Origin of the sequence: Neotamlana laminarinivorans, from assembly GCF_020523925.1 — a bacterium.
In the GTDB taxonomy this organism is placed as follows: domain Bacteria; phylum Bacteroidota; class Bacteroidia; order Flavobacteriales; family Flavobacteriaceae; genus Neotamlana; species Neotamlana laminarinivorans.
Genome location: NZ_JAJAPW010000006.1, coordinates 199112 through 212886, shown reverse-complemented (window position 1 = coordinate 212886; position 13775 = coordinate 199112). Strand labels below are relative to the sequence as shown.

Here is a 13775-nt window from a genome sequence, read left to right as displayed (position 1 = left end):
AAGCGTTAAAAGCCCAACAAATAAAACGTGAAACGGAAAAACAAAAGCAAATTCTAGACTCCATTAATATAGCTAAAGCTGAAGAAATAAAATTAGAACAAATTCGTATTCAAAACCTAAAATATAAGCAACAACAAGACTCTATTGCGAAAGCAAAAAAATTATTAAAAGATAAAGAAATACAAGATGCTAAACAGGCCGAATTAAGTCTTGAAAAACAGTCTCAAATTAAAGACTCAATAAATCGTGATAATTTTATTGAAAAACGTAAACAGCTTATCGCTGAAGCTGCCAAAAAAGAACAACTGGAGAATTTAGAAAAACTTCGCATAAAAGATTCCATTACTAAAGCCAAAAACAATATTACAAGTAAAACAGAGGCAAACACTTGTAAATATTTTATTAATGAATACGATAGTTTTAATAAACAGCAACTTATTATTACCGAAAAATATTATATACAAAACAAATTAAATATAGAATTAATACGTGAAGGAACTAAAGCCAAAATAAACTTTAACTACTTTGAAGATTTAGGTTGTGTAGATTATGTTCCAAATCGCAGATCAAGTGTATTAATTACTCTAGAAAATAATGTTAATTTAAAGTTTTACCATTCCGGAAGTTTAGACTGCAATTTTTTTAGTTTAAAGGCTAACTTAAATAGCTCTCAAATTGAAGCTTTAAAGCAATCACCTATTAAATCAATTAACTTAAAGGCTTCAAAAACAAGTGTTTTATTAACAGATATTGATTATAAAAATTTCTTTATTGAAAAACTACAATGTTTAGATTATTAATTATCTGCTTTTTATTCCTTTCTACTATAAGTTGTAGAACTATTAACGGCAATAACAGCAAACCCAAGATTGCTAAATTGTATTTTAAAGCTCTAAACCAATCTAGTAATGCAATAGCATCAAATTTAATATCAGATAGTTTAACAACCTTTATTCCTGCCTACAACTATAAAATAATTTATTCAAAACAAGATTTTTTAAATAATTGGTTAAAATGGGATTCAGTTTTTAATCCATCTTATAAAATTTTAAAAATTGAAGAAGAAAGTGATTTTATAAAAGTTAAAGTTTCAAAAACCGATGAGCGCATTAATTTTTTCATGGAAGAGCCATTTATAACAAATGAAGTTTTTCACTTTAAAAACAACAAAATAGTTTCAATTGAAACCACCTATTTAAATTTTAATGAAGGTGTTTGGGAAACCAACAAATCGAATTTTTTAAACTGGATTAAGACGCATCATCCTAATTTAAACAATTTTATGTACAACCAGACAAAGACAGGAGGACTAAAATTAAAAAAAGCCATTGAACTCTATAAGCAACACCATAAAAACAACAAGTAAAATCTAGCTTATTAAAAATAAAAAAAGCCTTATCTAATAAAAGATAAGGCTTTTGTACTGAAGGCGGGACTTGAACCCGCACGACCTAATGGTCATTGGATTTTAAGTCCAACGTGTCTACCAATTCCACCACTTCAGCAACTTGGTATATTTTAGAAAGTATCAGAGCGAAAGACGGGATTTGAACCCGCGACCCTCACCTTGGCAAGGTGATGCTCTACCCCTGAGCTACTTTCGCAGTCTTTTAATGAACGTGCAACCTCTCGATTGCGGATGCAAATTTAAACCTTTTATTTAATTTACAAAGCCTTTTTTAAAAAAATAATAAAAATAATTTTATCCTTATTTTTTCTTTACCAACATTCGTTTAATTTCATTTAATTTCATAAGCGCTTCAACTGGCGTAAGCGTATCAATATCAGTACTTAATATTTCATCTTTAATATTTTCTAATAAAGGGTCGTCTAAATTAAAAAAACTGAGTTGCATATCGTTTTCTAAGGTTTTTACCTTATTGGTTAGTTCTTCGCTAGAATGCGATTGTTCTAATCGGTTTAAAATTTTATTGGCACGTTGTAAAACTAATTGTGGCATACCCGCCATTTTTGCAACATGAATACCAAAACTATGCGCGCTTCCTCCTTTAACTAGCTTTCTTAAAAACAATACATTATCTTCTAGTTCTTTAACTGAAACATTAAAGTTTTTAATGCGCTCAAAAGTTTCAGTCATTTCATTTAACTCATGGTAATGCGTTGCAAACAATGTTTTTGGTTGCGTTGGGTGCTGGTGCAAATATTCGCTTATAGCCCAAGCTATAGAAATACCATCGTAAGTACTTGTACCTCGACCAATTTCATCTAGTAACACCAAACTTCTGTCGCTTATATTATTTAAAATTGAAGCCGTTTCATTCATTTCTACCATAAAAGTAGATTCGCCCATCGAAATATTATCACTTGCTCCTACCCTTGTGAAAATTTTATCAACTAAACCTATTTTAGCTTCTTTAGCAGGAACAAAACTTCCTATTTGGGCTAACAACACAATTAAAGCAGTTTGACGCAAAATAGCAGATTTACCAGACATGTTTGGACCTGTAATCATTATAATTTGCTGCTCGCTTCTATCTAAAAAAATATCGTTAGCAATATAAGCCTCACCTATTGGTAATTGTTTTTCAATTACAGGATGGCGACCTTCTTTTATTGCTAAATCGAAGGAATCATCAATTGTTGGATACACATAATTATTATCGTTTGCTAACTGTGCAAAACCACATAAACAGTCTAATTGCCCAATTAAAAAAGCATTTTGTTGAACAGATTTTATGTATAAATTCATCCAACTTACTAAATCTGCAAAAAGCTGTTGCTCTATGGCCAAAATACGTTCTTCTGCTCCTAAAATTTTGGTTTCGTATTCCTTTAATTCTTCAGTAATATAGCGTTCTGCACTTACTAAAGTTTGTTTTCTAACCCAATCTGTAGGCACTTTATCTTTGTGGGTATTTCTAACCTCAATATAATATCCAAAAACATTATTTGAAGCTATTTTTAATGAAGGAATACCAGTGCGCTCACTTTCACGTTCCAACATTTTATCAAGATAATCTTTACCAGATTTTGATAAATTTCTAAGCTCATCTAACTCTTTTGAAAAGCCTTCTGCAATTGTATTTCCTTTTAAAACATTTACAGGCGCATCTTCTTTTAATGTCTGTTTTATCTTTTCACGTAATACATCGCAACCTTGCAACGTATCTCCAATAACTTTTAAAGAGTCGTTTTCGCAATTTGATGCTATTGATTTTATAGGAACAATAGCTTCTAATGAGTTTTTAAGCTGAATAACCTCTCGTGGACTTACTTTTCCGGTTGCTGTTTTTGAGATTAATCGCTCTAAATCACCAATATGTTTTATATGATTTTGTATACTTTGAAGCGTGCCGTTTTCAGTTTTTAAAAAATGTACAACTTCGTGGCGCTGCTTAATTTTATCGCTACTTTTTAATGGTAAGGCTAACCAACGTTTTAGCATGCGCCCGCCCATTGGCGAAATGGTTTTATCGATAATATTTAATAACGTAACCGCATTGTTATTTGTTGAGTTATAAAGTTCTAAATTACGTATTGTAAATTTATCCATCCACACATAATCATCTTCAGCAATTCTTGCAATGGCAGTAATATGCTTTAATTTGTTATGCTGTGTTTCGCTTAAATAATGGAGTATGGAACCCGATGCAATAATTCCTTCGTTTAAATCTTCAACCCCAAAACCTTTTAAGGTTTTAGTATTAAAATGCTTTATTAATGTTTCTTTAGCATAATCGGTTTGGTATACCCAATCTTCTAAATAAAAGGTATGTAAATCGTCTCCAAAAGTGTCTTTAAAAATGGCTTTTTTCTGTTTAGAAACTAACACTTCACTCGGGCTAAAATTCTGAATTAACTTATCAATATATTCAGCATTCCCTTGTGACGTTAAAAATTCGCCAGTAGAAATATCTAAAAAAGCAATCCCAATCGTTTTTTTATCGAAATATACCGAACATAAAAAATTGTTACTTTTTGATGTTAACACCTCATCGTTTAAAGCTACACCAGGTGTAACAAGCTCGGTAACTCCTCTTTTTACAATGGTTTTGGTTTGTTTAGGATCTTCAAGCTGATCGCAAATTGCAACACGCTCTCCAGCCTTTACTAATTTTGGTAAATACGTATTTAAGGAATGGTGAGGAAAACCGGCTAAAGCTGTTTCATTTTCGCTACCTGCGCCTCGTTTTGTTAAAATAATACCTAAAATACCAGCTGCTTTAACAGCATCGTCTCCAAAGGTTTCATAAAAATCTCCCACACGAAACAACAATAAAGCGTCTGGATATTTTGCTTTAATGGCATTATACTGCTTCATTAACGGGGTTACTTTTTTCGCTTTTTTAGCCAATTGTAAAGTGATTTTTAAATGTTATTTTTGCCTCAAAACTTATCGAGATTGTAAGATTGCTAAAGTAGTGTATTTTCAACTTTTTATTTAAAATGAAAAACGATATTTTATTTACAATTTGCGATAGATTTTCAACAGAGGTAAAATCACTCTTCATATTTAATTTGAACCATTTTTAAATTTGATTTGATATAATTGTTTTAGAATTAAAACAACTTTAAATAAAATTTTATTTTAAAAAGAAATTAAATCCCATTTTAATGCGAAAACTTAAAAACAGCGAATTAGACAGACTTAGTATTGAAGCCTTTAAAGAAGCACAAAAAACACCTATTATTATTGTACTAGACAATATTAGAAGTTTAAATAACATTGGCTCTGTATTTAGAACTAGCGATGCCTTTTTAGTTGAAAAAATTTATTTATGCGGCATTACCGCAACGCCTCCGCATAAAGACATACACAAAACAGCATTAGGAAGCACAGACACTGTAAATTGGGAATATGCCGAAAACACTCTAGAGGTAATTAACAAACTTAAGGCAGAAAACATAAAGATTTGTTCTGTTGAACAAGCTGAAAATGCAACAATGCTAAACGATTTTAAGACTGAGCAAAGTACAAAATATGCACTTGTTTTTGGTAATGAGGTTAAAGGTGTGGCCCAAAATGTGATAAACGAAAGTGATTACGTTATTGAAATTCCACAATTTGGGACAAAACACTCATTAAACATTTCTGTAAGTTGTGGTGTAGTAGTTTGGGATGTTTTTAGTAAATTGAGTAGCAATAATTGAAAAAAATAACCGCATTTTTATTGTCATTGCTATGCTTAGCAACTTATGGGCAACATGATGAACAAAATAAAAATTTCAAGAAAGTTACTGAAACTGAAACTTATTCTACACTATATTCCGACGGAAAAAGACACATCTCAACTTCCGAAATAAACGAATATCATTACAACAAACAAGGTAATATAACACAACATAATCGTAAAACATTTTACAAAAACGAACCTTACATATCAACCAAAACCACTTACTGTTATAACTCTAAAAACAAAATTGATTACACAGAAACAACCATTTTAAAAGACTCGTTAAAATATCGAACACTATATACTTACCAAAATGGTGAAATTAAAAAAAAACTACATCTTACACCCACAACAACAACTTAACTAATTATAACGAGTCTTATAATTACAACCTACAAAACGAACTCACAACATGTGTTTTTTTGTATTCTGTATTGGATTTATACACCGAAAATTTAAGTCGTAATTTAATAACCACTTTTACTTACAACAAGCAAGGACAAATGATAGAATCGGACTGGACAAAATCGGACAGCACATACAAATACAATAGAATTGTTCATTTTAGAAATCGTAAAGGACGCAGAACAAAGGATAAAGTTTTCAATAAAAACAATAAGCATTTAAAAACAGTAACTTTTAAATATGAGTTTGATGATAAAAACAATTGGATTATCATGAAACATTATGAGAAAAGACAATTAACAAAAGCTATTTATCGTGAAATTGAAAATTACGAATAATTTAAACAACAAAAAATAAGCTTTTATTAACAATAACTTTATGCTAATAAAAGCTCATTATTCCCAACAGAATAAAGCATATCTAATTTACCTAGTAAAAAAAACTGTATTGATTTATTGGTAATATATTTTATCTACAAATAGCAAATACTTAGACTTGGTTTTTCTTGTAACTAAAATTTCACATTATAGCTATCAATTACAGGTATAGTGAGTAGCCTTATAGTTACTACTTTTTTAGTTGTTATCAGCTACAATATTATCTATTCGCAACCTATAATCTGGTCGTTTACCAAATGTATCTATAAATATATCTTTATGATCATCTTTAGAATATACATTCGAGAAATAAGGATTTCCATACCAATGTTCTAAATCGCTATTATTTGTATTGTCTTCAATAAAAATATTTCCTAAGCAATTATTAAAATAACTATTTACAAATTGAATTTTGTTTAAATTTTCATCATTTAATTTAATATCATCACCTAGTAAAACAGCCTTACTAAAACCTGAAATAACACTGTTATTCATTTTAAATGTTGTATGATTACCAACATAAACAGCTTCCCTAATTAATCCCATACTAAGATCTGTTTTAATATCTTTACTATCAGTTAAAACTGTAACATGATTTACCGTTACATTAGTTTCTTTATCATAAAAATTTGAATCTTCTTTATTTAAATAAGAATTTACTCGAATACAGCTAGATTCATAAACAGAAGAAATATAAGGCGATCTTACTGCAAGCGAATTATTTAACTCCACTACAGCTCCTAAATTAAAATTATAGTCCACTCCTTTAGCTTTTAGAGACACTAATTTTTCTGTACTTAATTTACCTCCAACAAAGTTAAAAGACATAGACTCAGAGTAACTAACCATAACATTACTTACCTTAGTTGTATTACCAACACCTGCAAAAGATAGAGCTCCTCTAGTTTTATCAGAATCATTAGAGTAACCAGCATATTCTATTCTAACATAATTTAATTCTCCAGAATAATCTGCTACATTTTCTCCTCCATAAGATAATTTGGCATAATCTTGTGGCTCTAAATTTGGATAAACACTAGCTAAAAAACCAACATTTCCAAGCTTATTAGTAGGAGCATTACCTAGTATAAATAACCCTCCCCAATCACCAGCTCTCTTAGAATCTTTATCTGAAGTAAAAATAATAGGGTCTGTAATATTTCCTTGAGCCATAATTTTAGCACCTTTAGTTATGGTTAAAGTAGCTTTTGAATTGGAGTCTGCTACTATAACAGTACCTGGCTCGATAGTTAAAGTTGCATTATTAGTTACAAAAACATTTCCTATTAAAATGTATACATTTGTTTTTTTCAAAACAATATCACTAGAAATATCTCCTTTAAGGATTGTAGTAGGCTCACTATAATCTACTTTATTAGGATAAAACTCGGTCCATCTTTCTAACCAGCTACCTGAATTATTTGAAATACCTCTTTCTTGAGCAAAAGATGCCATTCCTAGTAATAGGAATAAACACATTAATTTAGTAAACTTCTTCATTTTTTTGGGGGCTTTTTTTATTATCTTCACACTTACAAAAACTTTTTTATAAAGTCTTCATAATCATCTACTTCAATATTCATGCCGTAAAATTACTGCAAACCTTACTTAAAAAAAATTTTTAACACCAACTGAACATGTTATTAGATAAAACGCTTGATAAAACCGACGAAAAACATTAAAATTAAGAGTTATTCCTACACTTAAATAACTTGTTATCAACACAAAACACTTTTGAAAAATTATAAAAACAAAACACCCTGGCCTACCAAAGCGGCCATGACTCAAATTTACAACTTAAACCTTTGGGGAGGCAAAACTCATGATTTTTATTCTGGAGAGGGTTCACATAATAAAGAAATTATAAATCCGTATTTAAATTCTGTTATTGATTTTTTAAAGAATTTTAAAGACCCTATTACTGTTTGCGATTTAGGCTGTGGAGATTTTAACATTGGTAAAAATATTGTAGCCTACTCTAAACATTACATTGCCATTGATATTGTTGATGCTTTAATTAAGCGCAATAAAAAACTTTTTAAAATTAAAAATCTTGAGTTTAAATGTTTAGATATTTCAACTGATAACTTACCAGATGCAGATTGTGTTATTTTAAGACAAGTGCTTCAACACTTATCTAATAACGAAATAGAGCGCATTACTAAAAAACTTCAAAAGTATAAATACATAATACTTACTGAGCATATTCCGTTTGGTAATTTTACTCCAAATATCGATATTATTTCCGGTCAAGGTAACCGCATAAAAAAAAACAGTGGTGTTAATTTATTAGAACCTCCTTTTAATTTAAAAATTAAAAAAGAAATACAACTATGCGAGCATGTTTTAAAAAATAATAAAGGTAGAATTGCAACCCTAGTTTTTAAAGTATAAAAACTAAAATAAAATAGAAATATTCGAAACTTCGAAAGATAAAAACATTATAATTGTGCCTACCATAGCTAATTTATATAGCTTTAGCATTTGCGGTCTAGCAAAAAAAGTTAATATGCATAACAGACTAAAAAATGCATATTCATTTCTCATTAAACAAGTACTCCACACAAATAAAATTACAATTAATGGAAAATGCTTACCATAAAAACTTTTTTTGTTAAAAAAAAAAAAACATATAATTACCTCTACAAATATTACCGCAATGGTTATTCCCTTTATTATAGTAACAAATGTAGGATCGGGAAGAATCAACTCAATAGTTTGTCCATCTACAGGAAATTTACAAGCCAACAAATCAGAGTTTTGCATATAAGCTTCAACAGCTTTATAATATTTATCTCCAAAAATAAATCCAAAAGTTCTTGGAAGTGTTTCTTCAGTTAAAATATAATCTGACAATAAACATATTTAAAACACTTTGTGCATCATTTTTTTGATAAAACAGCTTAATTTAAAGATTAATTAATTACTGTAAAATGAAAACAAAAAACTTACAAGCTAACAAATAGTAAATAAACCTATTGAAAGTTTTTTACTCTTTACAAATTTGCTCTAAAACCCAAATATAATCTGCTCTATTTTTTACAAAATCTTTATTTGAAACATCAATAATTTTTACATTAAAGTCGGTTTGTGTTTTTAAAAACTCTAAATAACCTGTATTGATTTTTTCTAAATAATCGTCTGCTATTTCTTGCTCGTATTTTCTACCTCTTTTTTTAATATTTTGCTGTAAACGTTCGGTATTTTGGTATAAATAAACATAAAGCTCTGGCTTTGCAACATCTTTATACATTAAGTAAAACAATTTACGATAAAGTTTAAACTCGTCGTCTTGTAAAGTAATTTTCGAGAAAATGAGTGATTTAAACACATCGTAATCGCTAACTACAAAGTTTTTAAACAAATCTAGCTGCTCTAAATCGTCGCTAATCTGTTGGTAGCGATCGGCAAGGAATGACATTTCTAGAGGAAATGCATAACGCGAAGCATCTTTATAAAACTTAGGTAAAAATGGATTATCTGCAAAACGCTCTAATATTAATTTGGCATTAAAATCTTGTGCTATTTTTGTTGCTAAACTTGTTTTACCTGCACCAATATTCCCTTCAATAGCTATATAATTAAAAGTAGCTAAGTCATAAGCCTTACCTGGATTTTTCAACCAAACATTTAAAGGCTCTAAAACCGATTTATCTTCACAAACCACTAACAAATCTTCTACCGATTTATTAAAAACAGGATGAATTTCTTTTGGTGCAATATCTGCTAAAGGCTGTAAAACAAACTTACGTTTATGCATTTCGGGGTGCGGCAATTGCAGTGTTTTTGTTTCTACAATTTGGTCTTCCGCAAAAATTAGATCCAAATCAATTGTTCTAGCTTCGTAACCCTCTTTTTTAGTTCGTGTTCTACCCAAATGGGTTTCAATAGCCAATAATAAACGAAGTACTTTTGTTGGTTTAAACTGGCTTTCTAAAATTAAACAACAGTTAAAAAAATCATCACTTTCAAACCCTAAAGCTTCAGATTTGTATACCTTAGAAATTAACTTAACATTACCAATTTGGTTGTAAATAGCCTGAATAGCTTCTTGTAAATTTTTAAATTTATCACCTTTATTACTACCAAGCGCAATGTAATATGTTGTTAGTTTATCCATAGAAGATGGCAAAATAACTAAAACAATTTTTATTCCTTTATATTTACATGAGTTAATTATTCACAATTATAAATGACAGATAAAAACAAACTTGCTGCCCAACGTATTTACATTCTTTTAGGCGCCTTATTTATTACATCGTTAGTGGTTTCTAATCTTATATTTCAAAAGTTTTTTTATTGGTACCCTTTTAATATTGAAATTTTTGGGAGTAAACTTTTCGAAATTTCGGTTGGCATTTTACCTTACCCCATTACATTTTTAATTACCGATTTAATTAGTGAAATTTATGGAAAAAAACGAGCTAACGATATTGTAATAGCTGGTATTTTTGCTTCGCTTTTTTCTCTTTTAATTATTTATATTTCCAGTATTGTACCTGCAACCTCTTGGTCGGCCGTAAACAACAATTTGTTTAAAAAAGTATTTGGTAATTCGGCTATAGCTGTTTTTGCAAGTATGCTAACCTACCTTTTTGCACAGTTTGTAGATATTCAAATTTATCACTTCTGGAAACGCATTACTAAAGGCAAACATTTGTGGTTGCGTAATAACTTTTCAACGTGGTTTTCGCAATTTGTAGATACGCTTACCATTGTATTTTTATTATGCTCGTTTGGCATTATAGAATGGAATAATTTTAAAGGCTTGCTTGTAAGTGGTTTTTTGTTTAAAGTTATTGTTGCTGCCTGCGATACACCTTTTTTATATTTAGGTGTTTATTTATTTAAAAAACGATTTAAATTAAAAACTAATGAAGAGCTTAATTTACTTTAAAGCTACAAACACTTTAAAATCTTAACAAAACGATAAGACTTTGTTTTAATCTTTTAACATGTTTTAATCGTATATTTAATTTAATTTGCTTCCGCGGAAGCGATAAAATAAAACAACCACCCCATGAAAAAACTTTTAAAAATTATAGGCATAACTCTACTTACTTTATTTATTCTTTTATTAATTATTCCTTTTGCTTTTCAAGGTAAATTAAACGACATTATAAAACGTTACGCCAATGAAAGTGTTAATGCAAATGTAGAATTTAAAGATGTTAGCTTAAGTTTTATAAAAAGTTTCCCAAAAGCACACATTAGTGTAGACGATTTAATTATTACAACCTTTAAACCTTTTGAAAACGAAACCTTAGTTTCTGCAAAACACATAGCTTTTACTATGGATGTAAAAGAGCTATTAAAAAAAGCTAGTGAAGATCCTTTATCTGTAAAATCTATAGTTATTGATGAGGCACTTTTAACTATAAAAACAGATAAATTTGGGAATGCTAATTATGACATTGCTAAAGAAACCGAAAACCAAGTTGAGGCAGACAGCAATAGTAGTTTCACCTTTGATATTCAAGACTACAGCATAAACAATAGCGCGATTACGTATATTGATGAAGCTACCTCAACAAAACTATTTTTAACCGAATTAAACCATGAAGGTCACGGTACATTTTCTGCAGAAAGCTCAGAACTTAATACAAAAACCCAAACAAACGTAAGCTTTAGTTTAGATAGCACAGAGTACTTGAATAATAATATTATAAAACTCGATGCCATAATAGGTTTAGATTTAGCAAACAGTAAATACACCTTTAAAGATAACAAAGGCTACATTAACCAATTACCTATTGAGTTTGATGGCTATGTGCAACTTCTTGAAGATGGACAAGATGTAGATATTACTTTTGAAAACCCAGAATCGGACTTTAAAAACTTCTTGGCTTTAATACCTAAAGCATACTCTAAAAGTATTGAAAACGTAAAAACCACAGGTAATTTTAAAGTAAAAGCAATTATTAAAGGTAAAGTTACAGAAGAAACCATACCTACTCTCGATATTAGTTTAACATCAAACAACGCTTCATTTAAATATCCAGATTTACCAAAAAGTATTACCAACATTTACTTAAATACCGAAATAAAAAACACAACCGGATATGTTGATGATACTTATGTAAACATTAATCAATTAGACTTTAAAATAGATCAGGATGTCTTTAAATCGTCGGCAAGTTTAAAAAACATTACAAAAAACATGCTAGTTAACGCCAATATTAACGGTGTATTAAACTTAGCTAACTTTACAAAAGCCTACCCAATAGAATTAGAAACGGCGCTAACAGGTATTTTAAAAGCAAATTTAAATACCGCTTTCGATATGGAAGCTATTGAAACAAATGCTTACTCAAGAATAAAAAATAGCGGCACTGCAAGTATTACCGATTTTGTATTCTCTTCGGAAGACTTAAATAATCCACTTCATATTACAAACGCATCAATGAGTTTAAAGGCAGACGATGTAACTCTTAATAATTTTGAAGCTAAAACCGGAGGAAGCGATATAAATGCTACCGGAACAATTAAAAATTTAATGGGATTTTTACTTAGCGACAATACCTTAAAAGGTGATTTTTATTTAAAATCCAACACTTTTAAAGTAAGTGATTTTATGACCAGTGAAACCGAAACCGAAACTCAAGAAAATAACAAAGCAACTACAACCGAAGCTTTAAAAATACCAGCATTTCTAGAATGTATAATTCATGCTAACGCAAATACAGTTGTTTACGATAATTTAAATTTAAAAGACCTTAGCGGAACCGTTTATATTAAAGACCAACAAGCTACCTTAGAAAATTTAAAATCTAATATTTTTAATGGCGCATTAACCGTTTCTGGAGATGTTTCAACAAAAAACGAGACACCTACATTTAGTTTAAAACTAGGCGCAGATGGTTTTGATATATCGGAATCTTTTAAAGAATTAGAAATGCTTAGAAGCATTGCACCAATTGCAAATTTCTTTCAAGGAAAATTAAATACAACATTAAATTTCTCAGGAGAGTTAGATGATGAACTTTCACCAAACCTAAGCTCAATTTCAGGTAATGCCCTAGCCGAACTTTTAACCACTAATATTGAAGATAAAAACAGTGCTTTAATTAGCAAATTAGATGGCGCTTTAAATTTTATAGATTTTAGCAAACTAAATTTAAAAGATTTAAAAACAAGTTTAAGTTTTGCCGATGGTAAGGTAAGTGTAAAACCTTTTAATATAAAGTATGAAGATATAGATATAACTGTTTCTGGCTCACATGGCTTCGACCAAAGTTTAGAATACAGTGCTATCTTAGATGTTCCTGCAAAATATTTAGGGAGCGAAGTAAATCAATTAATAGGTAAAATAAACACAGAAGAAGCCAATAACATTACTATACCAGTTACCACAAATATTGGAGGAAGTTTAACGAGCCCAAGTGTAAAAACAGATTTAACTAGCGGTGTAAAAAACCTAACAACTCAATTAATTGAAATTGAAAAACAAAAACTACTAGACCAAGGAAAAACAAAAGTTAAAGATATGCTTGGTGGGTTAATTGGAAACAACACCACAAAAACAGACTCAATAAAACAAGAACAAAGTAATACGGTAAATAATGTTTTAAAAACCATTGTATCTAGTAAAACCAACACAACAACAAAAGCAGACTCAACCGCAACGAACACAACAAAAGAAACTGTAAAAAATGTACTTGGAGGCCTATTTAGCAAAACTAAAAAAGCTCAAGACACTGTAAATTAATTTAAAAATTAAAATTTACTAAGTTTAAATCATGAAAAAAGTGTAAATTTGCAGCGATTTTATGTCGTTTTAAGATAAAGTACCCTAATAATTAGGTTTTCTTAATTATTTGATTAAGTTATAGATTAGAACTTTTTTAAAAAATTCATC

Annotated in this window: 12 protein-coding genes and 2 tRNA genes; 8 read left to right on the top strand and 6 right to left on the bottom strand. The window is 29.5% G+C overall.

The features are described 5' to 3' along the window. Positions 1-800, top strand: an 800-nt coding sequence (locus LG649_RS13860) for a hypothetical protein (RefSeq protein WP_226544414.1), incomplete at its 5' end; no start/stop codon positions are given. Then, entirely contained in the window at positions 785-1366 is a 582-nt protein-coding gene (locus tag LG649_RS13855) for a hypothetical protein (protein ID WP_226544413.1), read from the top strand. The genes LG649_RS13860 and LG649_RS13855, both read left to right, overlap by 16 nt. A 55-nt stretch (positions 1367-1421) precedes the next feature. Here LG649_RS13855 and LG649_RS13850 read toward each other — a convergent pair. The 3 genes from LG649_RS13850 to mutS all read right to left on the bottom strand — a co-directional run bounded on the left by LG649_RS13850 (position 1422) and on the right by mutS (position 4315). After that, positions 1422-1505: transfer RNA gene (locus LG649_RS13850), tRNA-Leu, on the bottom strand. A gap of 27 nt (positions 1506-1532) precedes the next feature. Continuing rightward, positions 1533-1604, bottom strand: a tRNA-Gly gene (locus LG649_RS13845). A gap of 104 nt (positions 1605-1708) precedes the next feature. Next, positions 1709-4315, bottom strand: coding sequence for a DNA mismatch repair protein MutS (mutS, locus tag LG649_RS13840; RefSeq protein WP_226544412.1), 2607 nt, complete (start codon positions 4313-4315; stop codon positions 1709-1711). Positions 4316-4575: 260 nt separating this feature from the next. Between mutS and LG649_RS13835 the strand changes: the two genes are divergently transcribed. Genes LG649_RS13835 through LG649_RS13825 form a run of 3 tightly spaced genes read left to right on the top strand, consistent with a single transcriptional unit; the run spans position 4576 to position 5878 of the window. Continuing rightward, a complete protein-coding gene (locus LG649_RS13835) occupies positions 4576-5112 on the top strand; it encodes an RNA methyltransferase (protein ID WP_226544411.1) in 537 nt (178 codons plus the stop codon). Beyond that, a complete protein-coding gene (locus LG649_RS13830; RefSeq protein ID WP_226544410.1) occupies positions 5109-5498 on the top strand; it encodes a hypothetical protein in 390 nt (129 codons plus the stop codon). Before LG649_RS13835 ends, LG649_RS13830 begins: the two co-directional genes overlap by 4 nt. Positions 5499-5557: 59 nt before the next feature. Beyond that, positions 5558-5878, top strand: coding sequence for a hypothetical protein (locus LG649_RS13825; protein WP_226544409.1), 321 nt, complete (start codon positions 5558-5560; stop codon positions 5876-5878). Between the two features lie 237 nt (positions 5879-6115). On the opposite strand, the gene LG649_RS13820 is transcribed toward LG649_RS13825, so the two are convergent. Beyond that, complete coding sequence (locus LG649_RS13820) at positions 6116-7417, bottom strand: hypothetical protein (protein WP_226544408.1); 1302 nt, start codon at positions 7415-7417, stop codon at positions 6116-6118. A 279-nt stretch (positions 7418-7696) separates the two neighbouring features. Here LG649_RS13820 and LG649_RS13815 point away from each other — a divergent pair, with 279 nt between their 5' ends. After that, a complete protein-coding gene (locus LG649_RS13815) occupies positions 7697-8311 on the top strand; it encodes a class I SAM-dependent methyltransferase (RefSeq protein ID WP_226544419.1) in 615 nt (204 codons plus the stop codon). 3 nt (positions 8312-8314) lie between these two features. Here LG649_RS13815 and LG649_RS13810 read toward each other — a convergent pair whose 3' ends face one another. Both LG649_RS13810 and folK read right to left on the bottom strand, forming a co-directional pair. Continuing rightward, a complete protein-coding gene (locus LG649_RS13810) occupies positions 8315-8773 on the bottom strand; it encodes a hypothetical protein (protein ID WP_226544407.1) in 459 nt (152 codons plus the stop codon). Positions 8774-8906: 133 nt separating this feature from the next. Then, positions 8907-10037, bottom strand: coding sequence for a 2-amino-4-hydroxy-6-hydroxymethyldihydropteridine diphosphokinase (gene folK, locus LG649_RS13805; protein ID WP_226544406.1), 1131 nt, complete (start codon positions 10035-10037; stop codon positions 8907-8909). Positions 10038-10109: 72 nt separating this feature from the next. On the opposite strand from folK, the gene LG649_RS13800 reads away from it, so the two are divergent. Together LG649_RS13800 and LG649_RS13795 are read left to right on the top strand one after the other, a co-directional pair. Further along, on the top strand, positions 10110-10814 hold the full coding sequence (locus LG649_RS13800) for a queuosine precursor transporter (protein WP_226544405.1): 705 nt from the start codon (positions 10110-10112) through the stop codon (positions 10812-10814). Positions 10815-10937: 123 nt separating this feature from the next. Beyond that, complete coding sequence (locus LG649_RS13795; protein WP_226544404.1) at positions 10938-13625, top strand: AsmA-like C-terminal region-containing protein; 2688 nt, start codon at positions 10938-10940, stop codon at positions 13623-13625. Positions 13626-13775: the final 150 nt, after the last annotated feature.

What these genes read in the sequence shown, in the direction of transcription:
- LG649_RS13820 (WP_226544408.1), bottom strand. Translation starts at nt 7,417, where the DNA reads ATGAAGAAGTTTACTAAATTAATGTGTTTATTCCTATTACTAGGAATG.
- LG649_RS13855 (WP_226544413.1), top strand. Translation starts at nt 785, where the DNA reads ATGTTTAGATTATTAATTATCTGCTTTTTATTCCTTTCTACTATAAGT.
- LG649_RS13815 (WP_226544419.1), top strand. Translation starts at nt 7,697, where the DNA reads ATGACTCAAATTTACAACTTAAACCTTTGGGGAGGCAAAACTCATGAT.
- LG649_RS13800 (WP_226544405.1), top strand. Translation starts at nt 10,110, where the DNA reads ATGACAGATAAAAACAAACTTGCTGCCCAACGTATTTACATTCTTTTA.
- LG649_RS13835 (WP_226544411.1), top strand. Translation starts at nt 4,576, where the DNA reads ATGCGAAAACTTAAAAACAGCGAATTAGACAGACTTAGTATTGAAGCC.
- LG649_RS13795 (WP_226544404.1), top strand. Translation starts at nt 10,938, where the DNA reads ATGAAAAAACTTTTAAAAATTATAGGCATAACTCTACTTACTTTATTT.
- folK (WP_226544406.1), bottom strand. Translation starts at nt 10,037, where the DNA reads ATGGATAAACTAACAACATATTACATTGCGCTTGGTAGTAATAAAGGT.